This window comes from Pedobacter suwonensis (assembly GCF_044762335.1).
GTDB lineage: Bacteria > Bacteroidota > Bacteroidia > Sphingobacteriales > Sphingobacteriaceae > Pedobacter.
The window spans coordinates 141,895-168,337 of sequence record NZ_JBIWEB010000012.1 but is presented as its reverse complement, the minus strand read 5'-3'; the positions used below and the strand labels follow the sequence as shown (position 1 = coordinate 168,337).

23 protein-coding genes are annotated in these 26,443 nt (G+C 38.2%); 1 reads left to right on the top strand and 22 read right to left on the bottom strand.

The features are described 5' to 3' along the window. Positions 1-80: 80 nt before the first annotated feature. The 9 genes from ACIQXP_RS18020 to ACIQXP_RS17980 all read right to left on the bottom strand — a co-directional run bounded on the left by ACIQXP_RS18020 (position 81) and on the right by ACIQXP_RS17980 (position 7,866). Positions 81-1,112, bottom strand: coding sequence for a toll/interleukin-1 receptor domain-containing protein (locus ACIQXP_RS18020; RefSeq protein WP_387506522.1), 1,032 nt, complete (start codon positions 1,110-1,112; stop codon positions 81-83). Between the two features lie 2 nt (positions 1,113-1,114). Beyond that, on the bottom strand, positions 1,115-1,546 hold the full coding sequence (locus ACIQXP_RS18015; protein ID WP_387506520.1) for a hypothetical protein: 432 nt from the start codon (positions 1,544-1,546) through the stop codon (positions 1,115-1,117). 100 nt (positions 1,547-1,646) lie between these two features. Next, positions 1,647-1,991 (bottom strand): FHA domain-containing protein, encoded by a 345-nt coding sequence (locus ACIQXP_RS18010; RefSeq protein WP_387506517.1) that lies wholly within the window; start codon positions 1,989-1,991, stop codon positions 1,647-1,649. A gap of 161 nt (positions 1,992-2,152) precedes the next feature. Further along, entirely contained in the window at positions 2,153-2,608 is a 456-nt protein-coding gene (locus ACIQXP_RS18005) for a hypothetical protein (protein WP_387506515.1), read from the bottom strand. A 90-nt stretch (positions 2,609-2,698) separates the two neighbouring features. Further along, positions 2,699-3,658 carry a hypothetical protein gene (locus ACIQXP_RS18000; RefSeq protein ID WP_387506512.1) on the bottom strand — a complete coding sequence of 320 codons (960 nt, stop codon included), beginning with the start codon at positions 3,656-3,658 and terminating at the stop codon, positions 2,699-2,701. Between the two features lie 138 nt (positions 3,659-3,796). Beyond that, positions 3,797-5,551 (bottom strand): DUF4209 domain-containing protein, encoded by a 1,755-nt coding sequence (locus ACIQXP_RS17995; protein WP_387506511.1) that lies wholly within the window; start codon positions 5,549-5,551, stop codon positions 3,797-3,799. Between the two features lie 7 nt (positions 5,552-5,558). Beyond that, positions 5,559-6,983 carry a hypothetical protein gene (locus ACIQXP_RS17990; RefSeq protein ID WP_387506509.1) on the bottom strand — a complete coding sequence of 475 codons (1,425 nt, stop codon included), beginning with the start codon at positions 6,981-6,983 and terminating at the stop codon, positions 5,559-5,561. Positions 6,984-7,001: 18 nt separating this feature from the next. After that, a complete protein-coding gene (locus ACIQXP_RS17985) occupies positions 7,002-7,439 on the bottom strand; it encodes a hypothetical protein (protein ID WP_387506507.1) in 438 nt (145 codons plus the stop codon). 34 nt (positions 7,440-7,473) lie between these two features. Beyond that, positions 7,474-7,866: a hypothetical protein gene (locus ACIQXP_RS17980; protein ID WP_387506504.1), complete on the bottom strand. Its 393-nt coding sequence runs from the start codon at positions 7,864-7,866 to the stop codon at positions 7,474-7,476. 406 nt (positions 7,867-8,272) lie between these two features. Between ACIQXP_RS17980 and ACIQXP_RS17975 the strand changes: the two genes are divergently transcribed. After that, a complete protein-coding gene (locus tag ACIQXP_RS17975) occupies positions 8,273-9,127 on the top strand; it encodes a hypothetical protein (RefSeq protein WP_387506502.1) in 855 nt (284 codons plus the stop codon). Positions 9,128-9,573: 446 nt separating this feature from the next. Here the strand turns inward: ACIQXP_RS17975 and ACIQXP_RS17970 are convergent, their stop codons facing one another. From ACIQXP_RS17970 to ACIQXP_RS17910, 13 genes are all read right to left on the bottom strand, one after another. Beyond that, positions 9,574-9,714: a transposase gene (locus tag ACIQXP_RS17970; RefSeq protein ID WP_423469095.1), complete on the bottom strand. Its 141-nt coding sequence runs from the start codon at positions 9,712-9,714 to the stop codon at positions 9,574-9,576. 606 nt (positions 9,715-10,320) lie between these two features. Next, positions 10,321-13,014, bottom strand: a complete 2,694-nt coding sequence (locus ACIQXP_RS17965; RefSeq protein ID WP_391527792.1) for a hypothetical protein — start codon at positions 13,012-13,014, stop codon at positions 10,321-10,323. 107 nt (positions 13,015-13,121) lie between these two features. Then, positions 13,122-14,351 carry a 6-bladed beta-propeller gene (locus tag ACIQXP_RS17960; protein ID WP_293742155.1) on the bottom strand — a complete coding sequence of 410 codons (1,230 nt, stop codon included), beginning with the start codon at positions 14,349-14,351 and terminating at the stop codon, positions 13,122-13,124. 36 nt (positions 14,352-14,387) lie between these two features. After that, positions 14,388-14,969 (bottom strand): hypothetical protein, encoded by a 582-nt coding sequence (locus tag ACIQXP_RS17955; protein WP_293742154.1) that lies wholly within the window; start codon positions 14,967-14,969, stop codon positions 14,388-14,390. A 7-nt stretch (positions 14,970-14,976) separates the two neighbouring features. Next, entirely contained in the window at positions 14,977-16,209 is a 1,233-nt protein-coding gene (locus tag ACIQXP_RS17950) for a hypothetical protein (protein WP_293742153.1), read from the bottom strand. Positions 16,210-16,277: 68 nt separating this feature from the next. Further along, positions 16,278-16,757 (bottom strand): hypothetical protein, encoded by a 480-nt coding sequence (locus ACIQXP_RS17945; protein WP_293742152.1) that lies wholly within the window; start codon positions 16,755-16,757, stop codon positions 16,278-16,280. Positions 16,758-16,826: 69 nt separating this feature from the next. Beyond that, positions 16,827-17,789 carry a signal peptidase I gene (gene lepB, locus ACIQXP_RS17940; protein ID WP_293742151.1) on the bottom strand — a complete coding sequence of 321 codons (963 nt, stop codon included), beginning with the start codon at positions 17,787-17,789 and terminating at the stop codon, positions 16,827-16,829. Between the two features lie 56 nt (positions 17,790-17,845). Then, complete coding sequence (locus ACIQXP_RS17935; RefSeq protein WP_293742150.1) at positions 17,846-18,979, bottom strand: glycosyltransferase family 2 protein; 1,134 nt, start codon at positions 18,977-18,979, stop codon at positions 17,846-17,848. Positions 18,980-18,999: 20 nt separating this feature from the next. Next, positions 19,000-20,016, bottom strand: a complete 1,017-nt coding sequence (locus ACIQXP_RS17930) for a hypothetical protein (protein WP_387506493.1) — start codon at positions 20,014-20,016, stop codon at positions 19,000-19,002. Positions 20,017-20,086: 70 nt separating this feature from the next. After that, positions 20,087-20,869: a hypothetical protein gene (locus ACIQXP_RS17925; RefSeq protein ID WP_387506491.1), complete on the bottom strand. Its 783-nt coding sequence runs from the start codon at positions 20,867-20,869 to the stop codon at positions 20,087-20,089. A gap of 706 nt (positions 20,870-21,575) precedes the next feature. After that, the gene (locus ACIQXP_RS17920) at positions 21,576-23,705 is read right to left on the bottom strand and encodes a DEAD/DEAH box helicase (RefSeq protein WP_387506489.1); all 2,130 of its coding nucleotides are present in this window, start codon (positions 23,703-23,705) and stop codon (positions 21,576-21,578) included. Continuing rightward, a complete protein-coding gene (locus ACIQXP_RS17915) occupies positions 23,702-25,015 on the bottom strand; it encodes an ATP-binding protein (protein WP_293742145.1) in 1,314 nt (437 codons plus the stop codon). Before ACIQXP_RS17915 ends, ACIQXP_RS17920 begins: the two co-directional genes overlap by 4 nt. After that, a complete protein-coding gene (locus ACIQXP_RS17910) occupies positions 25,012-26,406 on the bottom strand; it encodes a tellurite resistance TerB C-terminal domain-containing protein (protein WP_387506486.1) in 1,395 nt (464 codons plus the stop codon). Before ACIQXP_RS17910 ends, ACIQXP_RS17915 begins: the two co-directional genes overlap by 4 nt. Between the last annotated feature and the right edge of the window lie 37 nt (positions 26,407-26,443).

The window sequence follows — 26,443 nt, the reverse complement described above, 5'->3', positions numbered from 1 at the left end:
GCCTTTTTGCACAACAACTTCTGCTTTTTTCAAGCAACAACTCTGGGGGTCAATTTGAAATTGGCGAAAGGGGGTCAAATTTATTGGTATATGCATGCTGGGCTCTTAATAGAATTCTCAGATCCAATAAATAATATCTTTTCATTTCCGCGAACACCTCTGGTCATAATGTCTTCCAAGGGTTCTCCAGGCGGAGCATCTTTTACCCAGAAAAATGACCGAATGCCTTTGTCAGTCAGCACCTGATGAAGTCTTTTGGCAAACTTTAAGTCTTTAAAACTAAACGATATAAATACATTTTTATATTCCACTTTGGTTGTTATTAGGTTTACAGTATCTTTTATCTTTGGATCATTGATGTTGAAATAACTGCTAAGGATAGCCGGATTGATCGGGTCACTTTTTAAAATCGTTTGAAAGTCAATAAAGGCATTACTTTCGAATTTCAGTTTCTCTGAAACTAAGATGGTATCTTCTGACATCTCACAGTCAACGAAAGATGTATTAAACATCATGGTGTTTAAAATGATACTGTTTCTTAAATCAACACCACTAAAATTACCTGATTCAAAACTGCAGCCATCGAAATAGAAGTCCGGATAGTCGGGATCGACCTGATCGTTCTCCAAAAGATATAAGACAGAAGATATTTTAAAATTCTGAATTTGACACTTTATGAAGAACACGGTTTCGATCCATTGAAAATCAAACATGTAAAACATTTCAAAGGTGCATTCACTAAAGGTTACATTGAATAACATGCCCTCATCAAGTTGCACTCCTTTAAAAAAACAAGCCTCGAAAATCAAATTTTTCCAGTCAAATTCGATGTGCGAAAACCTAAGGTTAAAAAAAGTAGTTTTTTTAAACGTACAGTTATTAAATACGCAGAAAAACCCGAAAAGATGTTCAAAACGACAGTCAACAAACTTGCAATTTTTAAAGAAAATACTGCTAAACTGCCCCCTGAAGGTGTAATTTCTGAAAACCTTATTATTTATGGTGAGGTATGTACCGCTTTTTTCAAATTCAGATGGATTCAGCCGTTTTGGAAAGTCTTGTAGGATATGTTCAAAAAGCGCATCACTCCCGTTAATTTCTATTCCTGTCATTACTATTTTAAAAGCTGAACCGGTACGTCAAAATTCCAATTTGCAACGCGGATAATACTATGGTTAAAAACCCAGACCGTACCGCCAGGAGAACAGGGACTATTTAGTCCATCGGTTTGCCGCCATTTCTGTCCATTCCGAAGCTCAAATACCTTTCCGTATTCAAAGCCATCAAATTCATCAACTGTACTTTTAATGATATCCGCAGGCTCAAGTCTCGCAAATGTTCCGCTTTGTAATTCAAATAGAATCACTTGTCCTCCTTTATTGTACCACCTGGTCTGCTGGTTGTAATGATTTGGAAATATGCTACTGCTATGCGCCGAATAAAAGTTTCCATTAATTTCCAATATCTGGTGATTAGCGATGATTTTCGAATCAGCAATGACTACCAATGACCACGGTAAGGAAGTGAGTTCGTTATGGGTTAACATATAGTTGCGTTTAGATTAGTAAAAGTAAGTTATTCAAGTAATATTAATGAATCCTACCGCAAAACTTACCTAATTCACAACGACATTGAAACTTAAATCATTAGGTTGCGGCATTTTTCATCTTATCAATGAGTCCGAAAAGATATGTTTGAAGTTCTTCAAAATCTTTAAATGCATTGTTGGCTCCACCTGTTTGAATAAATTCTTTACCGGTTAATCTAAAGAATAACTGCAAACCGACGCATAGGTGTGCGTTTAACTGTATCTGGTTAGCTTCGGTTGGCAACTCAGCATGCTGAAGGATTGCCCTTAAGCGGACATCGTGATCTGGGTGAGTGCCACCCCGAGTGTTGGGTGTATCCAGCATGTAAAAATTTGACAATTGGGCTAGCACAGCCCCCAGATACTTCACCATTCTTACATCTTCACGTTTAGAGTTTCCCATTAGACAATTAAGTGCAAAATGATCAGCTTCAAGCTAAGCATCGTAAATTTGCTTTTTGTCCTCAAGCGTTAACTCGTAAAACGGATTCATTCTTCTGGTAGCCAAATCCAGCAAGTGTTGATGCATCACCACATGACCAATTTCGTGAAATAGTACGTATGCTACACAGGCTGATAAAGATTGGTTGCACCCTCAGTCCAATTATCTCTTACATCGGGCCTGCCAGCATTTTTAGGCCAAGGGGAAATATCCTGCTTCAGAGATCTTGCCCATTTCAGTGTAAGATCAACCTTTTCAAAGTCCTGGAGGTTATTAAAAACAACAACATCTGTATTCAGTTGAGCTTTCTGATAATACATGCTGTTCAAGGCCACTGTGATATAACTGAAGCACCATAAGAATGACATGTGGGTATCCTGAAGCAAGATCCGATGGGTTTTAAGTTCTCCTTTTGGCGTTTTGATGGGCAAAAGGCTATTGTCATAAACAAATTGGATATTTGTATTGCTGATTTCTTGTTGTAATGCCAAATTTAGCCCACTGCTCAGATGATTCATCAGCGAATGAATTCCAGGCTTTAATTGTTCAATAGGATTATACCACTTCTTTGCGTCCATAACATAAGAATAAACTTTAACCTGCTCTTTCTCCAATACCACTCATTGCTTAAATGAAACAGGCATTTCCTCAAAAACCTGTATGTGTAATTAATTGTCGATTTTATAAATCCATTCGAGCATTTGATGAATTGCGAGATCATCGAATAAATAATCAGCACCCGTCATCGCATCCATTTGCGCATTAAATCCACCATGTTCTTTCAGTGCGGCCTTAAATTGCGCTAAAAGTTCCTCTACCGGCTTATTCATTAAAGGAAGAATAAAAGCAAACGTCCGTTCAGTTAGCCCTGTGTTCAAAACAAATATCGGCAAAATCCCCTCTAATCCTTTTCCAGTGATAAATGGAATACCTTGGTACGCTTTATAGTATTCAGCATGAAACCAAGACTCTAAAGGGTAGACTTCTACTTCAGGAGCTCGGAGCTGTTCCCGAAGTCTATTATAAACATCGTGTAGAAGAAATGAATATCCAAATTTTTCAAATGTCAGAAGATATGCTACTTTTAGCAATGCCAGCTGTAATCGAAAAATATCTACTTTGCTATCTCGGAATTTGATATTGATTAAATCTTCGGCACCGGTAGATGCTACATATTTATTTAATTTTACAGGGTCATTTTTCTTTTTAACATGGTTCGCAGTAATCTCACCCTCCTCACTAACCTTTATAGCACCTTGCACAATAAGTCCATCATTATCAAATTCAGGATAAAACTCAACTCCTGGCACAAAACCGTATTGATCCAGCTCATTCATACGTGCTGTTAAATGCCAGTCAATCTTCTGTCCCGCGACGTTGTTGCACTCCCTGCAGGTCAATACATTCGCTTTTCCTCCTAATGATTTTGGCGGCGCATCTTCGAGGGTTAACGGATTTTCTGATGTTTGAACTAAAGCGTCCTCACTAAACTGCCGAACACAAAGGGGACAAATGTAAGTCTCCGGGTATTGAATATCTATGACAAGTAGGCCATTATCCCTCAGAAATTGGAGATGAGCTGCATATTTTTTAAAAATCCCTAAGCGCTTGTTGTCATTATCAGTCATAAATTATAGTATTTGGTTAAATATCTAAACACAGCAAAAATCAAAGATGAGAGCGCGTTAATTTAAAGCTAGATTGGCCTTCCATATCTTTCCCGCTTTTTCATGTCAATACCTTTTGAAAGTATAATCGTCATTGTCCTATTCCTTAAGTCGATTTTGTGCATTTTTTATAATCCCTCCGTATTTGGCAAGCTTGATATAAGCGAACAACAACAGGTTGGACATCTTAACGGTATAATCATTTTCCCGGTAGAAGGCGTGAGCGACATTGTTACGAATGTTATAGCCACAGCCAGTAAAGGTATATTGCCACAAATCAACGTCCTTCCTGTCAAAAGACTTTGCGAGCTCTTTACTTTGCAACAATTCATTAATGTCCATGGCAACGGTCTGATTTTCTCTGACCTTGGTTGTGGTAATCTCTGCAATCACACAAAGGTCTCTGAACAAGCCCTCGAACTTGACGGATAACTGATCGAAAGCCATCTGCTCTTCCACGCTCAGTATATACCCCTCATTCTTGACATTGATTTTCAATAAGCGTTCCAGCGCAGGCTTCAAAGAAGTCATCCATCTGAACGGCCGGGGGTCTTCGCTTAAAATAAACTGGCTTATCTCAGACTGAAACCAGGTCTTTTCAAAATACTCAAATCCTTCTTTTACAAAATCTCGGTTTATTTCCTGCATTTGCTTTACTATTTCTTTAAATAACATCGGAATCGTCAGTTCCAGACCTGACTTAACATAAGTAAACGAATCCCGCCTTTTTTTCTCAAATTCACTCAAAATCTGTGTATTTCCATTGATATCATATACAGACAGTTTGCACATATTCAGGAAATCATTTTGACGATCGGGTTTATACGCTTCCAGATCCGGCATGAGCCTTTGTGAAACCCCTATCCCTAGAAAAACTGTCACTGTATACGTATTGAGCATCCATGCTGCAATCTCAGTAATAGAGTCAATCAATATCTTGCTGTTCCTGGCGCTCATGGGCACACTCACCAGACTCAGTTTGATATTCTTTTTATGTTCCTGCATCACACGCAACACCGCGTTTGACTTTTCTTTTTCGTTAGCGAGCTTATAATATTTACCAGCACTGAGGTAACAATCAGCGACAATAATCCCAGAAGTATCATCATTATGGTCCATAGCGATGTCAAGTTGATTTTCGGCCATCAGCATATAAACTGGCTTTAGGTCAACCCTTTCCTTTTGAGCCACAGCAAGGCATACCTTCAGATAATCCTCCAGGTAAGAGTTTTTACTATCCTTCTTAATGTGACCAAGAGCACTAGCAGTGCATCCGGCCAAGTGCTTTTGCTGGAACAACTTTGACTCGGCAAAAAAGTCAAGAAACATTTGATAATAAAAAAGTTCCTGATCCCCTAAACTATACCAATTCAGTACCTGCTCACGACAATGATCTACCTCATGTTTAATCGCAAGTGAAAGCAGCCCATATGCCTTGACCACATTGATAAAATCTAAAATATTCTTACCCTCGGTCGGAAGTTGCCCCAAATATTGAATGGCCAAATCATGATAAGCAGGAATCGCTTTTTTCGCAAGCCTGTTGTCTCTGAATTTTTTGAATAGCACATGTGCATATCTGGACACTAAAAATGGCTCGGTCTCGGTATCGAGACGGCTTTTGATGTAACTTACCTCATCATCAGTTAATAAACTGATATCCGTATCCTTATAATCTCCCACCTGGAAAAATGGTTCCAGATCTCCATCAGTCAGTAATAACTTGAAACACTTGACCTCTATAGCCAAATAAGCCCTGTCCGGCTCAGTAAATTCCCCGATCCGTGCCTCAATCTCAGTCGAGAGGTAATCCGGATCTCCGATATGGCTGTATACAACGTCAAGATAACCCATGTCTATATTAGCTTTTTAATGGATCCAGAAAATGTTCATCGAATTCTTTTTCGAAATATTTAATGTAGGGAAAATCCCGCAGTACTTCTTCAGTGATCTCATGGTTTCTGCGCTTCTCAAAAAAACGGTGAAACCCCATATCGAACATCAACTGCACATCATACTCAAATGAAGCAATAGAATAAACCTTGTATTTATGTTCCTCTACCAGTGTATCGGAAAGACCATTTTCCAGCAACAGGCGCTTCACCTCTTCCTCAATCCTATCATCCATACCGGGGCCACCTGCATACCATTCTTCAAGGGTCACCACAATCGGCGTGAACTTTAATTGAGGATCAAATGGCAGACCTGTTATTAAGTTTTTGGAATAATGAACATAAACTTTATACAACTGCAGAACCGCAGTAGCTATAGAATTCCGGTCTTCATCCAGCGTCACCTCTATTGACTGTATTCGTTTGGAAGGCAACCTAAGGCGTTTTGTTTTGCATTCGATAAATACCAGTTCCTCAGCTGAAGAGATGATCCAGTCCGAAGTCTTAAGATTTCTGTTCCCGATTTTATATACAATCTCCTCCTGCACATTAAAACTCAGTTCCCGGTTTATCTTGTTCAGGATAAGCCCAACATAATTTTCAAATGCCTTTCCAAATGCATCTGACAGACCGTAGGCAGGTTCATAGATCTGGGTAATGTAATAGATGCCTCCGGTAAACTGCTGCAATAACTGATCAGGATACATGCAATACAAGTTATCGCCTTTTGTAAAAACAGGATGGGTCAAGTGCGCATGTCCGTGAAAGATAAATAAATTATGATCATAAGTGACCTCAGTTTTCAATATAGCCTTCAATTCGTCCAATGGTTTAGCCAGCAACTCTAATGTCCTATTCATATTTTCAGGAGAAAACACAGAATTTTTATTCCGATCTACAAAATTGGCTCTCTTTTGCGCGAAGTTTTGCCCGAACTTAGCATGCAGCCAAAACGCACACATAAAAAAATCTTTATACGGCATCCCAATTTTCGACTCGATATGAGCGGCAATCTTAGGCATGGAAAAAATGAAATAGTACTTGTACAAAGCGCTGAACAAATTTTGATGAGATGCTTTCAATTGATTCAGCATAAGCGTATGCAAAAACCGCCAGACACTAAAATCTATACTCTGGGCAGCATTCATATTGTCAAGTTCAACCACGTCGTTTAAAATCTCCTGTAAATATCTTTGGGCATTTTTATGTGCAGGTAAATCTTCCTGCGCATAGAGCAGCAGATTGACATAGAAAAACTCGGCCACCTCAGGCAGCATTCCTTTTTTCGAGTTCAGCAGGGCATGCAGCTTAGCCAGGGTCTCAAAAAGATTGAGCTTCTTGATCTTATTTCGTATTGGTTTAAAATGTTCAAAGTAGTTTATCGATTGCGCCAATATAATGTCTGGTTAAAATTAGTTCAACTGAATCTGATCGTAGGCCTCTGCCATTCTACTTAATTTTGGGATCCTCCTATTTTTAAATCCATTTGCCGTGTAAAAATCCAGCTCTGTTCTGATAGACTTCAGCGCAATTCGGGCTTCTGCTACAGCAAAATACTCCGTACCGAATTCTTTTCTGTCTGCGGCACTACTTTTCAAATACCAGAAGAACAGTTTAAGTTCGTCCGCGGTAACATGCGAAGTTCCGAACGCCGTTCTGCCCAATCTTCCTTCATAAAAAACAAAGTTGATGTAGTCAAAGAGGATTTTTGATTTAGAGGTCTTTGAAATCCTGAATTCCTTTTTCCCTTTGATTCTGTCCCTTTCAGAAGTGGTTTCTATAAAACCCTGCTTTTCTAAAATCAGCTGCAATTCCTGATTGCATTCATACGTCACATTTTGATCATCCATATCTTGTAGTTTATGTTCGTTATTTTTTAAATGCTTAAGCTGGAATAAGGTCGCGGTAGCGTCTACTGAAATCATACTTTTGGTGGTATTTCAAACGCTGGTAGCCCAGTTTAGTCAACACGTCCAGCCCCATATCAATCGTCGTATATGAATCGTTCAAACCTGAATCTGTAGCATCAGGATTTGGAGTAGCGACATTAATCTGCTCGAATAACCTTGAAAGTTTACCATTAATGCAACTGTAGATCACTTTTCTTAGTTCAAGATTTAGATCTGCCGATCCCTTGCCCACAATTTCCAAAGCCATTAAGGTATGCTTATGCCTCTTCTTGTTCTTAATGTTTCCAGAGCTAAAAAACACAAGCCGCTCTTTCAAAAGATCTACCAGCCAGCTTAATTCAGCTTCACTAAATATTATACTTTTCATACCAGCTTATTTATGGAATTAATGAAAGTCTAAATTAGTGAATCTTTATGTGGCAGTTGAATAGTAACACATACATTTTATCAACAACGTTTTTCGCTAATACAGCAGATGCCGATAAGGTTTTAAAATCAATTATTAAAAATATTAAATACCAGCTTTTGATTATAAAGCAAAAAAAGCCATCCAAAACATTATCAAAAAATTTAACAAATACCCAGAAGAACTAGGTTTTCTAGAAGACTTTGACAAAACCGTAAAGGCACCCAACTTTTGGCAAAAATTAGGTGCCTGGTTTTTGAATCCTTTTGGATGAGACATCGCATCATCATTCACAAAATGTTACCCTTAATTGCTAACTTAGCATAGCAAGCGCAAAAATTAAATTTAGCTTAAATGGGAATTCAATATGCAAAACGATGTTGTAAGGAATAAATTATCTAAGAAGATAGGGGCATTAAGTCTTGATAAAGATGACTTGAGAAAGCTTTTGGATATTTTGCAACAGCGAGCCAAAACTGCCAGCGAAATTGAGTATAAGCGGTTTGAAGAAAAAAAAGTTGAAAATTTAGAACAGGTGAAACATAATGTGGAGATATGTTCGATGTTAAAAATTACCGTTGTTGGCTTCAAAAGCGAGGAGTTATTCGGAACTATTGAAGATGTATACGGTTCCGTTTCTTTTCCAGACAGCGTAAAAACCATTTACGTGAACAGTGATGTTGTTTACCGAGCCAATTTCAACTATTACCCGAGTAATCATTTTCAATTATACATCGATTTTTCAAAACCTAAAGTCTTTGATTTTTCCTTTCAACCAAGCGACCGAACACCAAACGATTCAGAATTTATTGTTCAAGGAGACGATAGCATGTGGGTAAATGGGGTATTCCACGAAATTGATGCATTTGTAAAAGACCGACCATCTAAGGCCCCAAAAATTCATCGAGGAAGTGTGTATGACATTTTGGTTTGGCTGGTTGGACTTCCATTAGGTTTTTATGTCTGCAATAAGTACCAGCAGTCGCCCTTTGTGGCTTCTCAGGAAAGCTCATTTCTGAATAACCTGGCAATGACGTATTTTTTCTTCTTAAGCTTATTCCTGTTGAGAGTCTTATTCCATTATTTCAGATGGGTATACCCAATGATTGAATATAAGAGTAAATGGGACCGGTCTGCAGCGCATCAGGCTGCCGTGTTGTCCATTACTTTAGGTATTCTTGGAAAAGTCTTGTATGACGTTTTTCAAAATATCCTTAGGTAACTTGAACATGGCGCAGGCATGATTTTTCCTATATAAATGAAACTTTCCCCTCGAAGCTAAAGGCACAAGACAATTACCTACATTGGATTTAGAATTAAAATTAGAACTAAATCCAATTCGGTACCTACTGCCGGTGCGGAATGGCACAATGATTAGTAAATTAATTCCTTTTTAACTGTTAAAGAAAATGATTATATTTACATATAGCAATTGCAGCTAAAACGTATTAAAAAAATAGTGAGTAATTCAATGAGTAGAATTACAAAACAGCCATAAATACTATTTAATCGCTGATTTTAGCACTAGGTGCAAATCCCAGCGGGATCACACCAAAGACTATCAAAACGTATAAAACCCTGCAATCGCATGATTAGCAGGGTTTTTGCTTTTAGGGATTTGCCAAAAATCGCATGAATTCGGATCAAGCGGAAAAGTTGGGGGATTTTTTAGGCATATATTTTCGATAATCTAAATAAGAAGAATTTAATATCCCTGACGCCTCTTGAAGTTGCCCTAAAAGCTTTGATCTTTGCATTGAAAGATTCTGCAGAGGCATTCGTGGATCTGTTAATAAAGAAGTTAAGGATGTATTATTTCAAAGAATTATCACTTTTTCCGGTTTCGGAAGAGTATTAAACATTACAACGAGTTTATAATTTTTTACGGCACTTGACCTATGTTTATCAATCTGCCCCCATTTATTTTTGCTACTCATTTTTGAAGGGCTTCTTTGTGGGTTGTCAAATGGCCCAACTAGCTATATTTACCGTGAAAGCTTTGCAAACACTGCAACTCTCAAAAAAGGCATTCTGATAGAAACCGTTAAGCTGTAGTTAGCTCATCAACCTCTCGACGCAAAACAGACGTGTTAAATATCAGATTGGTAAAAAATCAGCTATACATCAGTAGCTACAATTAACATTTGGTCCAAATATGTTCGAACAAAAATACAATAAAACTAGGTTATAAAACTGGAAAATCCAAGAGTGGTTATAGCCGAGATATCTAACAATTTATTCTAAATACCCATGAAACCAATTAAAGAAACGAGGGTTTAAAACGTCTAAATCTCAAGATTCAGCGCTTTAACCTTGATGTTATTTCTTTATACAAGATTAAAAAAATACCCGTAAGCACTCCCAAAAGACGTTTTGCGCACAACAAATCATCCTCTAAAATCAATCTTGTTTCCCCTATTTCCCTTTCCCGAAAATACGAGGATAATAAGCTAATGTCACCATAAAATATTGCTGCATAACATTTGTGAATCCGGTTGTCAAAGTATTAACTGCCGTATAGTTTATAACGCCCTTGTTTTGATGGAGAATATCTAACGCGGCAATTTTTAACTCTGCCTGGTTCCCTTTTAAAAATCGATAAGTAAGATTAGTATTCCACAACGTAAAAGAATACGATTTGCTATAGGGTACAGAATTTATGTTATATGTGATATTTGTGTTTAGATTTAAACTTTTGGTGAAATTCAGACTGGCACAAAATCGGGTACCAATCAACGAACTTTTAAAGGCTATATTACCATTGGCCTCCTTAATTCTATTGCTCATGTATTGTTGGCTGAGTTCAACCTGTAAGATGTCTTTAAGGAGATAAGATACTGTCAAATTATTGCTAGTCTCTAATAAATTTGTTCTGTTGTACAAACCATTGATGAAAGTTGGTTGGATAGATTGATCTATTGAGGGCTTCAAAATAAATTGAAGTAGATTGCCCCTTAATTTAAAAGCTTTCCTAAATTCACCATATAATGAAATATATTTTGTTCCATTTATGTTGATGAATTTTCCAGTACCTCTTCCAAGACTATCATAAACAACGCTATTGGTAATCGCATTATTTATAGAACTGAGCTTGATCCGTAGTTGATAGCTATCAGTGGAATTTTTCTTGTTGTAATCTTCCAGCCTATATGATAGAGATAAATCTTTCCTGTAGGATGGGATCAGAGAACCATTCCCAATTTGTCTGAAATAAAAATTAGCGCTGTCTACAAGTGGTGCTATCTGATCTATGGTTGGGTACGATCTTGAGGAATTATAATTTATTTCATACGATGATTTGTACCTTGTTAGGTCGCTGTAATAATTGTATCGCAATGTTGCAGCTGGTAGAAAACTCAAATATGTATCGTCAAACTGTTGATAATCTTTTTGGGACCTACTTGATTGACTATACACCTGCCCCATCAGATCTAACCCCATGTACAACTGGCTGCTGAATCTATTCAAAAGGCTCTTCTCGATCACTTTCTCGACCTTTATCGTAGGCTTATCATCAATAGTCCTAAAAGTATTCACATTGGTAAGATAGGTATTGTTGACTTTTGATTTAATATTATCTTTTAAATCATCAACGCGATTGTCGGTTTTATCAGACCCAAAAGAAATACTGTTTTCAAAACTCATTCTTGCAATTTTATCCAAGCCCAAATAGCTATCTAACCTTTCAAGTTTTAATAGTAAGGAATTGGCTGAATGTTTGATATTCTGATCATAATATCTCTCAAGTCGGGTAGGCCGTTCTATCGAACTAAATGATTGAAAACTAGATCTATCAAGCCTCAAATTGCTTCGGTTGTCTAGACTAGATGAGGAAGCTAAAGAAAAGCCATGCGTTTTATTCCTATAGAAAATGTTGACAGAATACTTTTGAGCGGATAAATCATCATCAACGTATTTTGACGAAGAGCTTTGCATGACACCGCCGTCATTCAATGACGCAGTATTAAAATCAGATGTATTTTTAGATCTTGAAATTTGAATTTCAGGTATGATCCTGAACTTTGTAGATTCATTTTCGAAATTGTATACATTATTGAAATTATGCTTAAGAATAGAGCCAGTTCTTTTTTCATCAGATTTTTGATACAAATTACTGTCAGCCTTGATGTTTATAGTGGAAAGCGTATTCCTGATGGCATCGGTAGTGCGGTTGGAAAGAAAATAATCACTTTCAAGTTTGTTCGCTCTCTTATCAAAAACCGCTTCTGTAAAATCATGCGATAGACTAAAACCTCCCGATGTAGACCGGTTCAATCCTTCTGTGAAGAAATCAGGTTGCAAGTCCAGGTCTACACCAGTGCCTTTAAAAGATGAATTTTTGATAACTTCACCAATATTATTAACCAAAACATTGTTGTTGTTGGAAGCGAAACCTGCGGCAAACTGAGTTCTAGGGGAGAAAGTATTTAATGAAATTTGGGAATTGTATCGGTTATCTGTACCATATCCTTGAGAAATTTTCCCAAATATCCCTGATTTCCATCCCTTCTTCAGTTTAATATTCATATTGAGAGATGAATCGAGCTTAGCATTCCAATCATTTGAGGATTTATATAACTGGACCTTATCAACAGCCTCTTTAGGCAGGTTCTGGATGGCAACCTTAGTGTCACCACCAAAGAATGGCTTACCTTCCACCAAAACTTTTTTAACAGTTTTGCCATTAACGGTAATAAGACCATCCCCCCATACAATTACGCCGGGCATTTTCTTTAGCAAGTCTTCAACTACTGCATTCTTGGCTGTTTTGAAAGCATCTGCATTAAACTCCAACGTATCCCCCCGCATCTCTACAGGTGGCCTATATCGCCTAATTTCGACTGTGTTAAGTTCAACAGCTTCAGCATCCATCAATATTTCTTTAAAATCGTATGAACTGCTTCCGATAGGGATTGAAAATTGTTTTTTGTAAGTCCTGTAACCAATAAAACTAACTATGAGCTGCAGATTTGTACCTGTCGGTATTTTACTAAACTTAAAATTGCCCAAATTCCCTGAAAGCTGATAAGCAACCAGCATCGTGTCCAAAGATTTGTATATCGAGACTGTTGCTGAACGCAATGGCATTTTTTGTGTTGAATCCTTCAAAACCCCGAAGACAATACCCGTAGAAGGCTGTGCAACTTCCTGTCCATATGATTTTAGGAAAGATATCATTACAATTACAAAGATCGGAAATATCGCTTTCATATAACTCAAAAACTACCTTTTGGCCTGATCTGAACAATTATCGGGTTGTCCGTTTTATTTGCTTTTTTTAGATATTGCACTAATGCTTGTGGATAATCAGGCGTTAGCATATTTTTCTTATTGGCGTCTTCTTGACTTAGAAAGCTAACGGATGATATAGCAGTATAAAAATATTCGCCATCACAACATATTATACCTTCGTCAGGTGATCCTTTAAGCTCTTTGCCATCATTTACAGGCAAGTTGAAGCTTTTTTCACCTGGTATGATATTCTGAAAAGGACACAGTGTCTGGGTTTGAATATTATATAGAAAAGGTCCGAATGATTTACTAACTGAATTCAAGTTAAAAGACAGGACCTCTCCTAGTTTGTAAATATGTGATATTCTTGAAACTAGTTGAGGATGGGCTCGAAAGTATTTTCGCGCGTCTATCTTAAAGACCGGATCATAAAAATCCTTTCGATTAAATGAGTTTACGTTGGGAAAAACGAAGTTATACTTTTCTATTAAACTCGAAGGCGTTAGTTCGTATACTGTATAGTCGTATGGCCTGGCAAAATAAACCCAGTTTAAATTTCCGCTTGTGAAAAATGGCCCCTGCTCTCGATTTGGTAAATTGTTAAGCGTTAATGCTTCATTTTTCATGTTATAAGGCAAAAACTCCGCAAATACCTTATTGTTTTTTACAAGAAATATTTCGTGGTTTACCGTGTCTTTAAATAACTTATCATTAACGATGTAAGCAGAATAGGCAATAACACTATCGGAGAAAAATGTTAAGTTTTCTGTAAAACCCAATTTGCTAAGTCTCTTTTGACGAAGTTTTTTTCCTTCATAACTGAAATATTGGTATTCATCATTGCCAATGATAAACACTATCTCCCTATTTTGCTGATCGACCCAAAATATCTTGCGTTCAATTGGCAATCGAATAATCTTGGCTACGAATTTTCCAGTTTTCAAAAATATGAAAATGTTATTGGTTTCCTGGTCAGCTAGTATAAAGCGGTCAGAAGTGACTACCAATTGTTGAATAGCACCAAATATGCTTTTCTTATTGGTTTCCAAGGGTATATAATCAACCGAGTCAAAAACTTCATCTGCCAGTATATCACCCGACGTTATTGAGGGATCAATTCTTATTGTTGTATAATTAATTATTTGTTGGGCACTAACTTGGCAAACGTTCGTGCAATAAATCAGGATAACTGATATTAGGGTGATTCTGCGCATTTTAGATCGTATTTTTCGGCGGGAAATAAATCAATTTCAATTTTTCTGGTCGTTGAGTTTCTGGAGAATTATATCCAGGTACTTTTTCGTTTTTTCCTGCCCCTTTAGTTCTGGGAAATAAATAGACGAGACGGTGTTGTATGTTGTGTCTAATAAAAAGAAATAAGGTTTGTTAATCTTATCACATTCCAAATTTGACAACATATTCCTACTGATTGTTTTAATGGTTAATTTATTCTTCACTTTATACCAAGGCCTTGATAAGGCGGTTTGTTCAATATCCGGGTTGTCCAACCATACCTGTAAATTAATTTTTTTTGACCATGCTTCATTTGCCAATTGATAAATTACTTGATCAACACAGGTTTCACAGTTTGTAATAGAACCTTTAAATACTAAAGTAAACCTATGTTGTGATTTGCTAGGATTTATGATTTTTTTGCCCTCGTCAAGGTAGGTAGTGAATAATAAATCGTCACGCTCTTCCAATTTCTTGTTTATGTTATCTACGGCGTCCTTTATTACCTCATTATTCAAGTCAAAATCCTGACTTTTATGTTGACCACACCCAATAATAGTAAAAGAATATATTATTAGGAGGGGTATTCTGATTTTCAAAAGCATATTATTTAATATTGTATAAAATAGCAATAGGGTTATCATCACGGAGGGCTTGTTCTAAATTAAATTTTTTAGCAAGTTCATGATAGGGGCCTTTACCGTTATGGACTGCTGTTTCATAACTTAGTTCATGGCGGAAATCAGAAGGGTTGATGTAGCTCCCTAATTTTCCATCGGTATCCATAAATTGCGGAATTGCTGTTGAATTGAAATTGATCCTGACATTATTGATATCAACTGGAATATAATCTCCGTCACCGTGAACAATTATTTTCTTATTTAATTTGTTATAAAGTGCATACCCTGTAAGTAGAATCTTAAACTTCTTTGAAAAGTAATGGAATGAAATATAAACAAACTTTGAATTCACTAAAAGATCGTTGACTGATGTTAACCGCTGTTTAGAAATTTCCCTTGATTTTTGAACGATGCCTTTATCCATCAATATTTTTGATACCTTACCTTCTTCTCCTTTGAACCGAATGAGATAGCACGGTTTGATCAGATCTTGACGTACACTATAAATAGTATCACAAAATGATTCGAACATTAAGCTGGAATCACATTTGCTATTCGAGACGAAGAAATTATTAACACCAATAGTAGCCTTCGGATATTTAAGACCATCAAAACCGAAAGGTAAAAAATCTTTTGCAACATTGTTCGGGTTTTTATAATTTACTAAGCTTAATCTATTCGAGAAACCCTGCCTCAATTCATGATCTCCACATAAAATAAATCCATTATGCAGTAAATAAGAATCTTGTAGCGGTTGAAAATTATAAACCTGACAGACCAAGTCCTTTGAACTTAATAAATTACCTGAAGAGCTGAATGTTTCAATCGAATGAGCGTCTACAAGTAATTCCAAAGTTTTATTGAAGAAATTGTATTTAGCCTGGGTAATTTCTTCTATTTTATCACTTATGATTAATTTTAAATCGATGTGCTTTAAAAAATTGCCGGAATGGTCATAAACATAAAAATCAGTCTTTCTGATTAAATATACATTTTTGTCACTACATATAATTTCACCATTACCAACACGGGGACCTTTTAATTTTAAAAAAGTGACATCAATTAATTTTAATGTATCATTCGATTCCTTCTGAGGGTCGAATGCTATAATAGATGCATCAGACTTTAAGGTTGTATCAGAAAATCCCTTCCTATTTTTGCATGAATTTAGAATGGCAAAGATGATAAATAAAAAGATAAGTTTAAACTTTTGATTCATATTGCAATGTTTAAAAAGGCCTTAGCTTAAAGCTAAGGCCAAATCGAATGACTAATTAAATTTGTAGTTTATGGAATGTATCTGCAACTATGAGGCGAACAGTGGTTATACCAAGACGCCTTTACACAAACCGTTTTAGTTGTTGGAGATTTATGGGTTACAATAGTAGAAGAGCCGGCCCCGGTATAATAATTGCCGGAAACCCCTGCAGTTATACCAGTTGTGCCAATAGGTCCACCTGCCTCAACGTAAACTGCTGCACCAGACCCAGTATTTGTACTTTTTGAAACAGTAGCATCATAATCCGGGGATTTACACTGCACATCATTTTCAGAATAACCCCAGCCATTACCTGAATTATTTTCGCCACTAGCTCCACCATTTTCTCCACCGCCAGAATCACCTGCACTGTCGTTTGTTGCAAAAGCGACAATAGCGGTGTTAAATTTCAATGCTGAAGCTTCCTTTGAGGAGACAGTCGTAGCATTGATGAACAGTGCAGCAGCACCGACAGATAGCGCCAAAGCGCCAAACAATTGTTTTTTCATTTTTTTTTAATGATTTTTAGGTTAAAAAATATAGTTAATTATGGTAAAGCGTGTTAATAATTAGAGTTGCTAGACGATGTAAGCTACTTTTCCCACTATCAATTTCTCCGGTACAACCCCCCAAAACCTTGAATCAATGGATCTATCTCTATTATCGCCCATCACGAAATAATAATTTAATTTAAAGGTGTAGCTCTGGACAACATAATTATTGATTAATACTTTATCTCCAAGAACCTTAACATTATTTCCTTCATATCGGGTGATGATGTCTTTATACAGTGGTAAATTTTTAAGATTTAACATCACAGTTGTGCCTTTCGCCGGTATAATTATTGGACCGAAATTCTCTTTTGTAAACCTAAATTGTTCATGACCAAATATTTTTTGTTTAGAATCTTTATCTGTACCCCTCTCTATTGCTGGGATATTGAAATGAGATAACTGATGAAAGTTTGCATCGGTTAACAAAATATGCAAGCTGTTGCTATCAGTCCATAGATCACATTTATCGCGACACACCTCCGTTAAGGTCTTTATGAGATAACTATTTGGCTTGCCATAAATGGTGTATCGTTTTTTAATTCCATTTGGCTCCAGCAACTTGTTATTTCCTATATATAAAATATCTTTTAAGATTTTTAGTGTATCACCAGGCAGTCCAACACATCTTTTAACGATGTAATTGTTGTCTCTAACGCCGTTCATCACCAATATATCGTTATGCTTAAGGTTACCCAATCCAGATATCCTCCGATAATTGCCCCGAAAATCATCTGCCCACGTTTTCAATCCCAATAAATAAGCAAACATGTCCGCAAATGGTACATCAGATACTTTCTCCGGAAGTTTTGCTCCAAAGGTCATTTTATCTATAATCACCATGTCATTCTCAATTAACGTGTCTTCCATACTTACGGACTTAATCTTATAAAACTCCAGACAAAAGATGCGAAGTACCACCACCACGATGAAAATGCCAAGGAGATAGATGGCTTTCATCAGAAAGCCTATATTTTTTTGCCTTTTCATAATAATATTTATTGTTTTCTAAGATGGCTAGATAGCTTTGTTAGTTAAATCTAATATTACCGCTTGCTGATCATACCAAGAAAAAAGCTGTTAAAAATGATTTGTATGCCAAAACTTGTGCAGATTATGGATGACAACAATGTTTTGAGTAATTGTATTGTATTTATGGTCTTAGGTACCGTGCCTGGAAATGTTCCGGTATTTACCAAAATATAAACCCCTCCCAGGAAGATCATAACCCCTAATAATACATAGATATATAATCTATTAATAATGATATGATATATCTCAGTAAGGATGTCATCATTATTGCCATCGAAATGTTTGCGTAGTAACGAGAAGAAATAGAACAGAATGGACTGAAATCCTACGATGATCAGAAATGACAGGTAAACAAACGAATTGAGACGTAGAGTTGTATTTCCTATATGTAATTCACCAATGAGGCTTGCACCATACGAAATCAATCCTATCATAAAAAACAGCAAACCAGGGTACAGGAAAAGCCATTTTGGACTGTGCATGAGTAAAAAATATAGATGCCTCCATCCATCCCGCCAAGTATTTAGATGAGGTCTTCTGGATCTTCCATCTTTGTACAATTTAGTTGGAACTTCTGTAACTTTATAATCGTTCAATGCTGATTTGACGATCATTTCAGAGGCGAACTCCATCCCGGGAGTGCAAAGATCCAGCTCCAGGATAGATACCCTGTTGAATCCGCGAAGCCCACAATGAAAGTCCCGAATAGGAATTTTGAAAAATAACCGGCCCAAAAATGAAAGAACGGGATTACCTAAATACCGATGTAAAAAAGGCATTGCTTTTTCTTCGATACCACCATCGAACCTATTCCCAATTACAAGATCGTAACCATCCCTTAGTTTTTTAATAAATGGATCCAGATTACTAAAATCGTAGCTATCATCTGAATCAGCCATAATAATGTATTTTGACCTGGAACTTTTAATTCCTGCATAAAGTGCATTACCATAACCTTTTTCTTCTACATTAATCACCCTTGCACCTAAGCTTTCGGCAATGGTAATGGATTGATCAGTGCTGCCATTATCGGCAATAAGTATTTCAGCTGACAGTTGAAGCTTTTCGATTGAAGCTGCTGCTTTCAAAATACATCGTGCGAGAGTTGCCTCCTCATTTAGACAAGGCATTAATATTGTAAATTCCAAAGCGTTTAGGGTTAGAGGTTTTAGATTTTGTGAAAGATTTTGTTGCTTCTTAACTTGAGGAGATGTAAAAATATGGGTAGTGGCAACAGCCAGACGACACGACTTTGATATCTTGGGAAAACACCGGAAAAAGTGCCACACACCCAGGCATTGATCAGGGCAGCAATGATTAAGAATAGTGCCAAGCCTTTGATTTTAAGTTCTATTTCCTTTGAGCCAAATCCTATCAGGTATAATAATATGCAGATTCCAAAAATGATATTCTGTATAAAATTTATGATCGAAAAATCGAGTTTTTCCAAGCTTTGGTCTGAACTTACAAAGTTTCGGAAATCGTTATAATAATAATCTCTAACGGCCATATTTACCCTCCTCCAAGGCTTGGAAGCCTCTCCAGTTTCAAAGACTGCAAATTGTTTCAATGTCAATATTATGGAACTGGAGATAAAAGGTTTCAGATAGCGTGGTGTGGTTAGAATATCCTTCAAAATCGCTTTATATTCTTTTTCGCTGCCTCTCCAACCCCCGGTTTTGCGCATCGGGCTTCTTGCATCCCAGAGAAAATTGTTAGGAATAGAATCCTTGTATTTGCATAGCTGATAGTTTTTTACAGAACATTGCTCGTTTAGGTACTGATCTATAATACCCATTTCAACAACATTGCCCATCAGAAAAATAATCCCTCCACGGCTTGATTTAAATTCTCCTCCATAAAGATAGTGGATGGTAGAAAGCGCAATGTTACTTGCTAAAATTAAGGTTAAAGCAATAAAAATTCTCTTCGGGGCTATTCCGGCACGTTTAAATACAGGTCTAAGATTTGTTAAAAAGTACAGGAAACCGATTATAAGTAGCAGGGTAAGGCATATATAAAAGTTAGAATTATGCATGGGCAGAGCAAGAACAAGCATTATCGAAATCGCGAAGAATTTTGCATTCTTCAAAGGTTTGCTGAATATGACCAGCCCCATCAAAAGAATGGATACCGGGGTAAAGATGTCAGCCATCAACCACCCAACCTCGAAAGAAGCACCCATACAAAGTGAAATGAGTGCAGTAAACAGTATTAGGGCAATGTTGCTGTATTTTGCATTAACCCTACCTGTATTAGCACCTTTCCCCTTTCGCCTCTCGAAGGGACCGAATCCGCGCACCGACCAACTTCAAAACTTCTTTAATATGCTCGCTATCCTCTTCGATTTTGGCTTTACTCATAATGTAAAGTAAACCAAAATGATGCGCGAGAGGTACCGCTAAAAAGAAACACTGAAGGTAAACCAAAAAAGAAAGGTGATTGAAATTCAAACTTACCAATAACGAAACCAGCGGAGTATCCGCCTCTGTCGATAGACCAACAATTTCTGATAGCTGATTAATGATATACTCAAAGTAATGTAATGAACGAAAGCTATACCACACCTTTCCGATATGATCAGACATCAGGCCAAACCATTTGGAAAGACTGGCTAATAACGCAGGATCAGTGCCACCTGATTGCAGACGTTCTTGAATGGCACAAATATTTTCGGCAAGTTGAGAAACCAAACGTTTATGATACCACAGCGGCGCAATGGCATCCTCATTGAAATATTTACAATAGTATTTTTGAAGATGATCGATCAGCGCTAAAAATTCTTTTTGAAGACTGAAATATGGTCCCGGATTTGGGAAATGAGATACCTGATCAGAGATATTCGATATCACATCGAGATGATAATGAAAATAACGCACCAGGCTGCTCTCCGGCATATGGGAAAATAATACCTCTTCCCATGCTTTGTAAATTTGCCCAAACCGAATTTTAAGATCAGTTTGGGCAGTTGTATTGCTGTCGGAATAGATTTGCTCAATTAATATTTCTTCTATATTTTTTAGTTCGTTCTTTAGCATTGCAAGAATCTGCCTGGTGCATTATCAAAAACTAATGCTAGTTTCTGTAAACGTGCGTGCTTGTCAAGGTAGTTGCGACAGTTGTCGTATCTGTGTTATTTGACTCTACTGCACTAGCTGAGATAAAATGGCTATTTAAAACCGTTACCTTCATTGGAGGAAGTTTTTTAATTTTCATATCAATTATTGTTTATTTTAAGGTAAATTATCACCAGTAAAACTGGAAAACAATTCTTTTACAGATATAGCCAAGATGAAACTAAATTCTGTATTTATGGGAGGAGATTTGAAACCGTTAGGTTTTATATCGTCAAGTAAGAAATTATTCTTATATCATTTTATATGCTAGACAATGTTCATCTCATATGAGTTGTTTTTAGTATATCACACATTTAAAAAAATCGAAAGTCCAGTCGTTTATATAGCCTATTATAGTTTAAATATCACGTTATTTTACAGTATTGTTGCATTGTTGAATTTTACATTCACACGAAAGCGAAATAGATATTTTTTAGGGATAGTGATATTTTTGGGTTTATTTGCTGGATATCTTATTATTAAATCGTTTGTCGATCACATGGTCACATCACCGCCATCAACTTACAAGAATACTATAGGATACATCCAGGATTTCTTTATAAGAAATATCATGCGGGGAGTATATTTTGGAATTTTAAAAAGAACATGGGAATTTTAAGAACAGCCATTATTGCTTATTACCCACCCACTTAACCTCACTAAACCGCCCGGTCCCCTCAAAATCAAAATATCTTTGCTTCAACAACCTCAACCGGAACTTAACAGGAAGATAAGCCGCCCATTTAGAGCCAGACAATATATCCGGATGCGCATACATGAAATTCTCAAGATGAAAATCAAGATCATCCAAAGATGGGACAAGCAGTTTACTAAAATCCCCAACATCCCTTATAGCAGCCTCCACACCGAAGCAGCTCTGCTCATCATCCAGACGGACCTCTACCCCACTCAAACCCCAAAGAAAAGAAAGCGTCCTGTTGATCCGTGACCCCGTGAACGAATAAAGCGCAAGTTCCTTTGCCCCTATAAGCATGGGCCGCTGCACATGAAGGTCGGTTAGCGGAAACACATGAAACTCCATGCGTAATTTATCAATCTCCCTGGCACTATTTTCATCGAGCATCGGAAAATGTTCCTCATTAAAAAGGATCTCCATCATCTTTTCACGGATCCGCGGATGAACATCCCCGCCCTCACCAAAAAACAGCGGCTTCCTCCCATCATTTGTCTGCACCACCTCAATCTTTTTAGCGTCATGGTCCACAAACCTGATCTTCCAGATCTTCGCCGCAAGCAGGATATTTTCACTCTCCCTCACCTGCGCCGTTAGAGGAATCTGGCCGATCCCAGTACCAGAACTCACTACCTTATAATACCTTTGCGCATTAAAGACCGTATAAAAATCTCGCCCGTTGACAATCTTTTCCCCCTCAACCCCGATAATCAGTTCCCCTCCCAGCTCTTCTAAAAAATCAATGGCAATCAGGTGCTCTACAACTTCACAGATATCCTCCTCTTCGATCAGGCCAAAGGCATAATTGTGCTTCAGTTCCCTTATCAGCTCCTTTTTTGTGATCCCCAAACGCTCCTTTGCTACCGAAAGCGCCTGGTGCAACAGGATATCATAAGGATAGTCAATAATTTCCGGAGGCTCAATAAACCCCTCCAGATACAATAGCCAACCAGCAAGAGACTGTAAAAGACTCCATGAACTAGTGGCATATAACAGCAGTTTGCTTTTAGCCCCCTCCCTACGTCCGCTCCTTCCCACGCGCTGGATGAGCGAGGCGATACTATGCGCCGCATCCAGCTGCACCACTTGGTCCACCGAACCAATATCAATCCCTAACTCGAGCGTTGAAGTACAGGCGATCGTAAAATTCCTTCTTATCTTGCTTTTTGCAAATTCCTCCACATATTCCCTTACCTGCTTATCGACAGAAGAATGATGCGAAAAATAATTGCGGTGGCCAGCTACCCGCTCGGCAATTTTCATCAAACTTACCGCAACCTCTTCCGCCTTACCCCTGCTGTTTGGAAAAACCAATGTCTTGGAATCTCTGGTTTCCCGGTAAAGATCCTTTAACAAATCCAGCGGCAAACTGGATCCTGTCTGTTCAAAATACTTAAAAACAGCATCAAGGTCTTTCGAGGCCGGATCCTTTAACACCACTGTCTTTTCAGGTTTACCCGTAAACTTTTTAGCCTCCGAGAAGTCCCCCAAAGTCGCGGATAAACCCACTATCGAAAAGCCACCAAAGTTGACGCCCTGCAACCTGGAGAGCAGCGACTTTAAATGAATACCCCTGTCAGAGCCGATGAAAGAATGGATTTCATCAATCACCACATATTTTAAATTGGAAAAAAGGCTCTTGAGGTCATAAGGTTTATTGATAAACATCGCCTCCAGCGACTCAGGTGTGATGAGTACTACGCCCCTTGGTTCCTTGAGTAATTTATTTTTCAGCGTTCTGTTTGCCTCCCCATGCCATTTGGTTACCGCAATCTCCATATCACTGCACAGGTCTTCCACCCGCATGAACTGATCGTTGATCAGTGCGATCAGCGGGGAAATATAAAGCACTGCCACCCCGCGCTGATTGAAATCAACCTTGGATAAAATCGGAAGAAAAGCCGCTTCGGTTTTACCTGAAGCGGTCCTCGAAGCTAAAATATAATGGTCGTCACTGCCCATAATCCTTTTGATCGCAGCCGACTGGATATCGCGGAAACTCTCCCAGCGTTTATCTCTTACAAACTTTCTTACCGCGGGCGATAATAATTCAAATGCTGTCACAGTTCCTCGATTCCGTCTAAAATAAGATCATCAGGCCTTTCATCGGAAATCTGTACTTGCGAAAACAGCCGGTTTTTATCTAGCTCCGGGTTTTGACGCAGTATGTTCAGGATATTTAGGAAATCACGTATCACCTCCCTTGGTGTCAAAAATTCGTCAGCCCCCGGTTTATTGAACATTTCTTCCATGAAACTGAGGATGTCGTCATCATTGATATTGATTTCTGTTTTATAGTTGAAATCAAAGACCAGCTTGAGTTTTTTAAGCAGTACGAAAATCTCATTGTTATCCAGTGGCAGTAACCTGATTACCGGTTGGGCAAAATCTCTGATCCCGGCAGTCTCGAACTTATTGGTCTCGAGCCTTGTCTTTAGCGCATTGTAGCTGAACAGCCCCCTGCGTTCATTTTGGAGAAATTCAGAGGTACCCGCAAAATTAAAAAACAGGTTGGACACCTTTCCCTGAAAACAGTCATTATAAATACTCAGGATCTTCTCATAGTTCTTTTCCCGCATGGCCGCAGTTGAGATCTTGTACAGATTGATTGCCTCATCAAGATTGATCATAAAGCCGCTATAACCCATACTTACGAACAGCTTGGTAAAATTCTTAAGCATGTCATAATAGTTCAGATCACTGATGATCTCTCGCACGCCCAGATCCTGCCTTGCCTCGGTCCTTGTTGTATATTCACCCTTTAACCATTTCAGCGCACTCCTTCTGAGCATATCATCTCCAGAGATGTAGGCCTGATAATATCTCAGCACCACTGTTCCAAAATCAAATCCACCGCTGTCCGAAAGATCATTGATCGTTTTCATGATCGCATTCTGCACCAACGGAAGATTAGCCTCATCCCGCATCGCATGGAAAGCAAGCTGGTTTTCTTCAGCAGTTTTGGTCAATACCTGTTCAATCCATTTCTCGAGCAAAGTCGGCAAAGCTCCACCCTCTGGTTTAGTCTGGATCGAAATATTATCCATAATGGCGGAATATAGTGCAAGTCCTTTCCCGTCATTTGCATACAACCTGTTGTCCGGGGTAAAGTCGGCTTTGGCAACCACGAATTTCTGTTTTAAGGCAACCGTATTGAGCAAGTGCAGGATAAAAGACTTACCAGAACCGAAATCCCCAATCCAGAACTTGACCATGCTATGCCCATTTTTCACATCTTCAAGGGCCGCGACCACGGCATTGATTTCTTCTGACCTTCCCACAGTAATATGCTGTATCCCGATCTTTGGTACTACTCCGCCGATTAGCGAATTGATGATCGCGGTAGCCTCTTTGGGTTTTAAATTCTCTATCATTTTGCTAAAATATTTTGATAATATTGTTCGTAAATCACATAATTATCCTCTTCTTCCTCAATCAGTACATCATCGATAGCCTCAAAACAGGCTTCATTGATACTATCTATAAGCTGGTTTTTAAAAGCGCCCCTTTTCCTTGCCATCTCCTCGATCGCTGATTGCGGGACGGCAAAATTGTTTCTGCTAAAATGAATGAGGACATCACATTGAAGGGAGGATAGATTAACGGAATCAATAAAAACATTCCCTGCCCCACCTGCAGATGATACAACAGGCGCCGGTATCTCCACCGCTAAAACAACCTGAGTTAAAGTTGCAGACTCTTCTTCATCCTGCAGGTATTTGTTCAACAGCTCGACCGTCCCGGAATGTCTTTGCTTGATCACCTCGATCGCCTCAGCGTTGAGCGAAATCTTCTTCCGTTTGGGAATCAGCAATGTCGAAACCGCCGCAAGCGCCTGGCTGATATCCCGGCTGGCAATCAGATTTTCGATGATAACCTGAAAATCAAGAAGTTGTTCTTGCGTTTTAAACAGCCGTTTTATGTTGGTTTTGTTCAGTGGACGGTTATCGAAGGTATCGGATAAAAGGTCGGCATAGATGTAATGGATGTATAACGTCAAAGCTGCTTGGGTGTCCACCGAAGAAATATCCTTGTATGCCTCGTAATAGATCATTTCGAGCGAAGGGTTGGAACTGTTCAGTTCAGCAAGATCCATCACAAGATCCATATATCTGGCCGTATTATTTATAAACTCTTTGCTGATCTTCTCAAAAGCCGGCCTCCATCTTCCCGGACTTTGCGCATATAACAACCGCTCAGTCTTCCTGTCGGGCATATCCACCCTTGGTATCCATACCAGCAGTACCTGTGAAAGTTTATCGGCGATCCTGGTATGGTATTCCGCTAAAACCTCTTCATCGCTGATATTCAAATCCGTATTTATTTTCCTGGTGTGGCCGTAGTGAACCCTGAGCGCATTTTCGGCATGTTTAAAAATGTTGTAGTGTATATCCGTCAATGAGGATAACAACGTATACTTATAGTTATAATCATTAAGGCCATTTTTTATACGGTTCCGAGTCATCAGGTCTGCCACTGTATTAAACTCCACTTCGATGGCCGTCCCCTGCTTTTGGTATTTATAGGACAGGTCATCCAGGATAAGCACAAAAAGCTTTACGATCTGCGACCTACAGAACGGGATACTACTGAAATTGTTATTGGGATACCATAACTGGTTCAGAATATGAACCTGCTGGCCATTCAGATTTAAGAAGTTTTGATATTCGTCCCCTAACCTACCCACCAAAGCGGCATCATCATCCACACGAGAATATGAAATCCGTTCGCCTGCACCGGCCACGTTGACTATAGATAAATCCATGAATATTAGTAATAAGAGTCCTTAATTTAGCGTGCAG

What these genes read in the sequence shown, in the direction of transcription:
- ACIQXP_RS18020 (WP_387506522.1), bottom strand. Translation starts at nt 1,112, where the DNA reads ATGACAGGAATAGAAATTAACGGGAGTGATGCGCTTTTTGAACATATC.
- ACIQXP_RS18015 (WP_387506520.1), bottom strand. Translation starts at nt 1,546, where the DNA reads ATGTTAACCCATAACGAACTCACTTCCTTACCGTGGTCATTGGTAGTC.
- ACIQXP_RS18010 (WP_387506517.1), bottom strand. Translation starts at nt 1,991, where the DNA reads ATGGGAAACTCTAAACGTGAAGATGTAAGAATGGTGAAGTATCTGGGG.
- ACIQXP_RS18005 (WP_387506515.1), bottom strand. Translation starts at nt 2,608, where the DNA reads ATGGACGCAAAGAAGTGGTATAATCCTATTGAACAATTAAAGCCTGGA.
- ACIQXP_RS18000 (WP_387506512.1), bottom strand. Translation starts at nt 3,658, where the DNA reads ATGACTGATAATGACAACAAGCGCTTAGGGATTTTTAAAAAATATGCA.
- ACIQXP_RS17995 (WP_387506511.1), bottom strand. Translation starts at nt 5,551, where the DNA reads ATGGGTTATCTTGACGTTGTATACAGCCATATCGGAGATCCGGATTAC.
- ACIQXP_RS17985 (WP_387506507.1), bottom strand. Translation starts at nt 7,439, where the DNA reads ATGGATGATCAAAATGTGACGTATGAATGCAATCAGGAATTGCAGCTG.
- ACIQXP_RS17980 (WP_387506504.1), bottom strand. Translation starts at nt 7,866, where the DNA reads ATGAAAAGTATAATATTTAGTGAAGCTGAATTAAGCTGGCTGGTAGAT.
- ACIQXP_RS17975 (WP_387506502.1), top strand. Translation starts at nt 8,273, where the DNA reads ATGCAAAACGATGTTGTAAGGAATAAATTATCTAAGAAGATAGGGGCA.
- ACIQXP_RS17960 (WP_293742155.1), bottom strand. Translation starts at nt 14,351, where the DNA reads ATGCGCAGAATCACCCTAATATCAGTTATCCTGATTTATTGCACGAAC.
- ACIQXP_RS17950 (WP_293742153.1), bottom strand. Translation starts at nt 16,209, where the DNA reads ATGAATCAAAAGTTTAAACTTATCTTTTTATTTATCATCTTTGCCATT.
- ACIQXP_RS17945 (WP_293742152.1), bottom strand. Translation starts at nt 16,757, where the DNA reads ATGAAAAAACAATTGTTTGGCGCTTTGGCGCTATCTGTCGGTGCTGCT.
- lepB (WP_293742151.1), bottom strand. Translation starts at nt 17,789, where the DNA reads ATGAAAAGGCAAAAAAATATAGGCTTTCTGATGAAAGCCATCTATCTC.
- ACIQXP_RS17930 (WP_387506493.1), bottom strand. Translation starts at nt 20,016, where the DNA reads ATGGGTGCTTCTTTCGAGGTTGGGTGGTTGATGGCTGACATCTTTACC.
- ACIQXP_RS17925 (WP_387506491.1), bottom strand. Translation starts at nt 20,869, where the DNA reads ATGCTAAAGAACGAACTAAAAAATATAGAAGAAATATTAATTGAGCAA.
- ACIQXP_RS17915 (WP_293742145.1), bottom strand. Translation starts at nt 25,015, where the DNA reads ATGATAGAGAATTTAAAACCCAAAGAGGCTACCGCGATCATCAATTCG.
- ACIQXP_RS17910 (WP_387506486.1), bottom strand. Translation starts at nt 26,406, where the DNA reads ATGGATTTATCTATAGTCAACGTGGCCGGTGCAGGCGAACGGATTTCA.